Below are 4,969 nucleotides of genomic sequence, written 5' to 3'. Positions count from 1 at the left end.
GGAGCTACTTGCGGGCGACAAGTATGCGCACAATCTCGTTCCGGCTGCTCGAAATCTGGAGCATTTCACTTCAGCCGTAGAAGCCTTTTCGGATATCCTGATCTCGCGGCAACTCTCGCAAACGCCATTCCCTTACGCGATCAGAGCTTTGATTTTGATGCAGCTGGCATCTTTACGAGGGATCGCGGTCATAAGGCGTTCCAACTCTTCCAGAGCATGTAGATCGCCACCACGAAGATGAGACCAGCGAACACTGTTTTGAGTTGGCCGCCGCCCGACAATCTTTTCGCCAGCCGCGTTCCAAAATATCCTCCACCGATACCGCCGAGGATGAAGACTGCCGCGAGCGCCCAGTCGACTAGAACGGACAGCGCATAGTTCGCCGCGGTGGTGAGCCCGAATGCCGTGACGGCGATCAGGCTAGTGCCGACTGCGTTGATCATGACCATATCGGTCGAGGCAATCAGGCCCGGAACGATCAGGAAGCCACCGCCAATGCCGAAGAATCCGCTGAAAGCGCCTGTTCCCAGCCCATATCCTAGAACCTTGGGCGCGTTGCGGCGATTGCACGCAGCCCCCGGCGTGCCTTCCGCCTTGCGGCTGCGGAGCATGAGCGCGCCGACCACGATCATCAGGAGAGCGAACAGGAACAGCAGCTTCTGGCCGTCGAAGTTCTTCCCCAGTGTCGATCCAGCCAACGCGCCGACGATGCCTGCGCCTGCATACATGAAGCCGCACCGCCACCGTACATTATGGTCGCGGGCATGCTGCAATAGGCCAGTTGCGGCATTGGCAGCGACGGCCAGCGCACTTGTGCCGATGGCGACATGCGGGCTGTTCACACCCACCAGATAGACCATCAGCGGAACGGCAAGGATCGACCCACCGCCGCCCACAAGTCCGAGCGTAAAGCCTACCAGCGCGCCCGAAAGTGCACCGAGGCCTAGATGCAGGGGGTCGATCATCCCCGGGTTACGCCGCCTGTTTCATTTGCGGCTTTGCCAGCCACTCGTGGCCCTTGAGCATGCCGTTCCAGTAGATCCACGGCAGCGCCTCAGACTTGAGGAGCCAGCTCAGCTTGCGCGGTCGCGTGCCGTCGATCACCCACTTCGGAAAACTCGGCAAAAGCTTTCCGTCATATCCAAATTCGGCGAGAACGATCTTTCCACGTTCGACGGTCAGCGGGCAGGAGCCGTAGCCGTCGTAATCGGCTACAGGCTGCTTTCCATCGAGCTGGGCAAGCGCATTGACCGCGACGATGGGCGCCTGTTTGCGCGCAGCCGCCATCGTTTTCGCATTGGGCGTAGAACCTCCATCGCCGATGCCGAAAACGTTAGGATAGCGAACATGCTGGAGCGTGAACTTGTCGACATCGACGAAGCCGCTTTCGGCATTGGCGAGCGGGCTGTCGGCAACGAACTGCGGTGCAACCTGCGGAGGAACCGCGTGAAGCATATCGAACTCGACTGTTTCCTCGCCGGCTTCGGTCTTGAAGACTGCTTTCTTAGCGGGGCCGTCGACCGCGACGGGCGTCTGGTTGAGTTTGAGGTCGATGCCGTATTTCTCGACATATTCCATAAGTGCCGGGACGTATTCCTTCACTCCGAACAGGACGCCGCCCGCATTGCGAAACTCGACGTCGATGTCGCCTAGCATGCCGCGCTCCAGCCAGGCATCGCACGACAGATACATCGCCTTCTGCGGCGCGCCTGCGCACTTGATAGGCATCGGCGGCTGGCTGAATATTGCGCGGCCCGATTTGAGGTTGCGCACGAGCTCCCATGTGTAAGGTGCCAAGTCGTAGCGATAGTTGGATGTGACGCCGTTCTTGCCGAGCGCTTCCTGCAGACCGTCGATCTTTTCCCAAGCCAGCCGGATCCCCGGGGCTACGATCAGAACCCGGTAGGTGATCGTAGTGCCGTCCGCGAGAGTGACCTGGTTGCTTTCGGGCTGGAAGGAAGCGGCGGCTTGTTTAAGCCAGGTAGCCTGGATCGGCATCACGCTCGCCGTCGTGCGGCGCGTGGCAGGTGCATCGAAAACGCCTCCACCAACCATCGTCCAGCCGGGCTGGTAGTAATGATCCTCGCTCGGCTCGACGATCGCGATGTCGAGCGAAGGACGCCGCTTCAGCATCGACGATGCGGTTGCGATCCCTGCCGATCCGCCTCCGATGATAACGACTTCGTGGTTCAGGCTTCGGGCCATGACAAACTCTCCAGTATCTTTTCGTTATTCGCTGAGCCGGTCGCGCATGCCGGACAAATCGTACCCGGCGCGCTCTGCGCGTTTGATGCGCTCGCTGGCGGTTTCATTCTCGATGTTGGCGAGTGCATCGAGCGTGATGGAACGGGTCCCGGTCCGGCAGTAAGCGAGCACCTTCCCGTCAGCCTGTTCGCAAACCTTGGCGAAAGCCTTGATTGCGTCCGGAGGGAATGCGCCTCCTGAAACCGGTATATGATGGAAGTCCAACCCGGTGGCTCCGGCGGCGTCCTGCATTGATGCGACCGTGGGCTGGTTCGGCTCTTCGCCGTCCGGCCTGTTGCAGATCACCACTCTAAATCCAGCATCGGCAACAGCACGCATGTCGTCGGGTCCGAGCTGAGGAGAGACAGTGAGGGTGTCGCTTACCTGTGCGAGCTTCATGATGAGGTCCCTTCGAGAAGCCTGACAGCAGCCATGCCGGCAAGCATCGCAATGACGAATATCGCGGCAGCTGCTGGTTCGATCACGAGAGCAGCAATACCGGGTCCCGGACACAGCCCGGCAATCCCCCAGCCGATACCGAAGAGCGCCGCACCGCCGATAAGGCGAGGGGTGAGATCGGATTTGGTCGGCAGGTGGAACTGGCCCGCAAAGATAGGTTCGGCCAAGCGCGGTACCAGCCGCCACGCGATCGCCATGACGATAACGGCACCGCCCATCACGAAGGCCAACGTGGGGTCCCAGTCACCGAAGATGTCGAGAAAGCCGCGCACCCGGGCAGGATCGGTCATGCCCCCAAGGGCGAGGCCCGCGCCAAACAGGGTGCCCGAGATGAGAGAGGTTATGGCGGTCCGTATCATAGCACCTCCAGTCCGAGCGAGTTCATGATCGCGACGGTCGCAATGCCGGTAGCCATGAAGGTCAGCGTGGCGACGATCGATCGCGCCGACAGGCGGCTGACGCCACAGACGCCGTGCCCGCTGGTGCACCCGCTACCAAGGCGCGTGCCGATGCCAACGATCAGACCGGCAATCGCAAGGGTAATCGGGCTGGCGAAGGTGGCGTCAATCCCACCCGATGCCAACATCACGACCAGCGCACCCAGCGGCAGCCCGATGACGAACATCCAAGCGCCGCCGCTTGCAATGCCGCTGCCGCCGAGCCCGACTGCCTTCGCAGCCAGGCCGGATACGCCGGCGATCCTGCCAAGGCCAAGCAGCATGACCGCCGCAGCAAGGCCGATCAGCACTCCGCCCACCAGTCCGGCGAGGGGTGCGGCTTCAGGAAACCCAGGCAATGTCATACGGCGTTGACCGGAATCTTGATGTAGCTGACGCCGTTCTCCTCGGGGTCCGGCAACCGCCCACCACGGATATTCACTTGCACCGAGGGCATAATCAGCTTGGGCATGGAGAGAGTCTTGTCGCGGTCGGTCCGCATGGCGACGAAGTCCTGTTCGGTGACGCCATCCTTCACATGCACGTTCTCCTCGCGTTGCTGTTTGACCGTGGTCTCCCAGGCATACTCGTCGCGTCCCGGCGCCTTGTAGTCGTGGCACAGGAACAGTCGTGTCTCGTCCGGAAGGGAAAGCAGCCGGCGGATTGAACGGAACAGTTGTCCCGCGTCACCGCCGGGGAAATCGGCGCGCGCGGTGCCGAAGTCCGGCATGAAGATGGTGTCACCTACGAACGCGGCGTCACCGATGATGAAAGCCATGTCGGCAGGCGTGTGACCGGGAACGTGGAGAGCGATGCCCTCGAGCTCGCCGATCCTGAACGTCTCGCCATCCTCGAACAGCTTGTCGAACTGCGATCCGTCGCGTTCGAAATCGGTGCCCGCGTTGAAGAGCTTGCCGAATACTTCCTGCACACGGATGATGTCGCGTCCGATAGCCAGCTTCCCGCCGAGCCGTTCCTGTAGGTAGGGCGCAGCCGAAATATGATCGGCATGGGCATGCGTCTCGATCAGGCAAGTCACTTTCAGATTATTAGAAGTGACATACTCGATCATGCGGTCAGCCGAACCGTTCGAGGTCCGGCCGGAGGCTGCATCGAAGTCTAGCACCGAGTCGATTATCGCCGCCTCACCCGTCTTGGGATCGTGGACGACATACGACACGGTATTCGTCGCTTCGTCAAAGAACCCCGCAATAGAGGGGCGAAGGCGTTTGTCAGCCTGCGCGCGTTCGATCTGTGCGGTGGCGCGATTGAGGTTTCGATCGCCAACCATAACTTCATCTCCAAACAATTACATAAAGTGTTTATATGTATTGTCATTGGTCTGTCAAGTGGTATGGGGGCTAGATGACAGAGACGATCAAAGCTGATGACGAGCGCGCAGCGCCTTGCGCCGGGCTTCGCATCGGAGATGTGGCGCCAGACTTTTCGGCACGAAGCACGACAGGAGATGTCCGCCTTTCGGATTACCGGGGGCGGTGGCTCATTCTGTTTTCGCACCCGGCCGACTTTACGCCGGTTTGCACGACCGAGTTCATCGCCTTGGCTGAGGCAGCAGGCGAGTTCGAAGAACGTGACTGCGCTTTGATGGCGCTCTCTGTAGATAGCCTGTTTTCGCATTTCGCGTGGCTGCGGCTGATCCGTGACCGCTACGAAATCGAAGTGCGCTTCCCGATCTTGGAGGATCCAACGCTGGTGATTGGACGGGCCTATGGAATGGTGGCGCCGAACGACAGCGACAGCGCGGCGGTGCGGACAACGTTCTTCATCGACCCGAGCGGGGTGATCCGCGCAATGACCTGCTATCCCGC

6 protein-coding genes and 1 pseudogene are annotated in these 4,969 nt (G+C 60.6%); 1 reads left to right on the top strand and 6 read right to left on the bottom strand.

Features of this window, described 5'->3' with window-relative positions:
- Window positions 1–188: 188 nt before the first annotated feature.
- From AC13F2_RS00060 to AC13F2_RS00035, 6 genes and pseudogenes are all read right to left on the bottom strand, one after another.
- Window positions 189–965, bottom strand: coding sequence for a sulfite exporter TauE/SafE family protein (locus AC13F2_RS00060; RefSeq protein ID WP_482963881.1), 777 nt, complete (start codon window positions 963–965; stop codon window positions 189–191).
- Between the two features lie 7 nt (window positions 966–972).
- A complete protein-coding gene (locus AC13F2_RS00055; protein WP_482963880.1) occupies window positions 973–2,205 on the bottom strand; it encodes an NAD(P)/FAD-dependent oxidoreductase in 1,233 nt (410 codons plus the stop codon).
- A gap of 24 nt (window positions 2,206–2,229) precedes the next feature.
- On the bottom strand, window positions 2,230–2,643 hold the full coding sequence (locus AC13F2_RS00050) for a protein tyrosine phosphatase family protein (RefSeq protein WP_482963879.1): 414 nt from the start codon (window positions 2,641–2,643) through the stop codon (window positions 2,230–2,232).
- On the bottom strand, window positions 2,640–3,062 hold the full coding sequence (locus AC13F2_RS00045) for a DUF6691 family protein (RefSeq protein WP_482963878.1): 423 nt from the start codon (window positions 3,060–3,062) through the stop codon (window positions 2,640–2,642). Before AC13F2_RS00045 ends, AC13F2_RS00050 begins: the two co-directional genes overlap by 4 nt.
- Window positions 3,059–3,511: pseudogene (locus AC13F2_RS00040) on the bottom strand (YeeE/YedE family protein); the annotation flags it as partial. The gene AC13F2_RS00045 and the pseudogene AC13F2_RS00040, both read right to left, overlap by 4 nt.
- Complete coding sequence (locus AC13F2_RS00035) at window positions 3,502–4,431, bottom strand: MBL fold metallo-hydrolase (protein ID WP_482963877.1); 930 nt, start codon at window positions 4,429–4,431, stop codon at window positions 3,502–3,504. The pseudogene AC13F2_RS00040 and the gene AC13F2_RS00035, both read right to left, overlap by 10 nt.
- Window positions 4,432–4,505: 74 nt before the next feature.
- On the opposite strand from AC13F2_RS00035, the gene AC13F2_RS00030 reads away from it, so the two are divergent.
- The coding region (locus tag AC13F2_RS00030; protein ID WP_482970431.1) for a peroxiredoxin at window positions 4,506–4,969 on the top strand (464 nt) is incomplete at its 3' end.

This window comes from Qipengyuania sp. L-5Y (assembly GCF_056859455.1).
The sequence above is the reverse complement of the archived record's forward strand: the minus strand, read 5'-3'. Positions and strand labels throughout refer to the sequence as shown.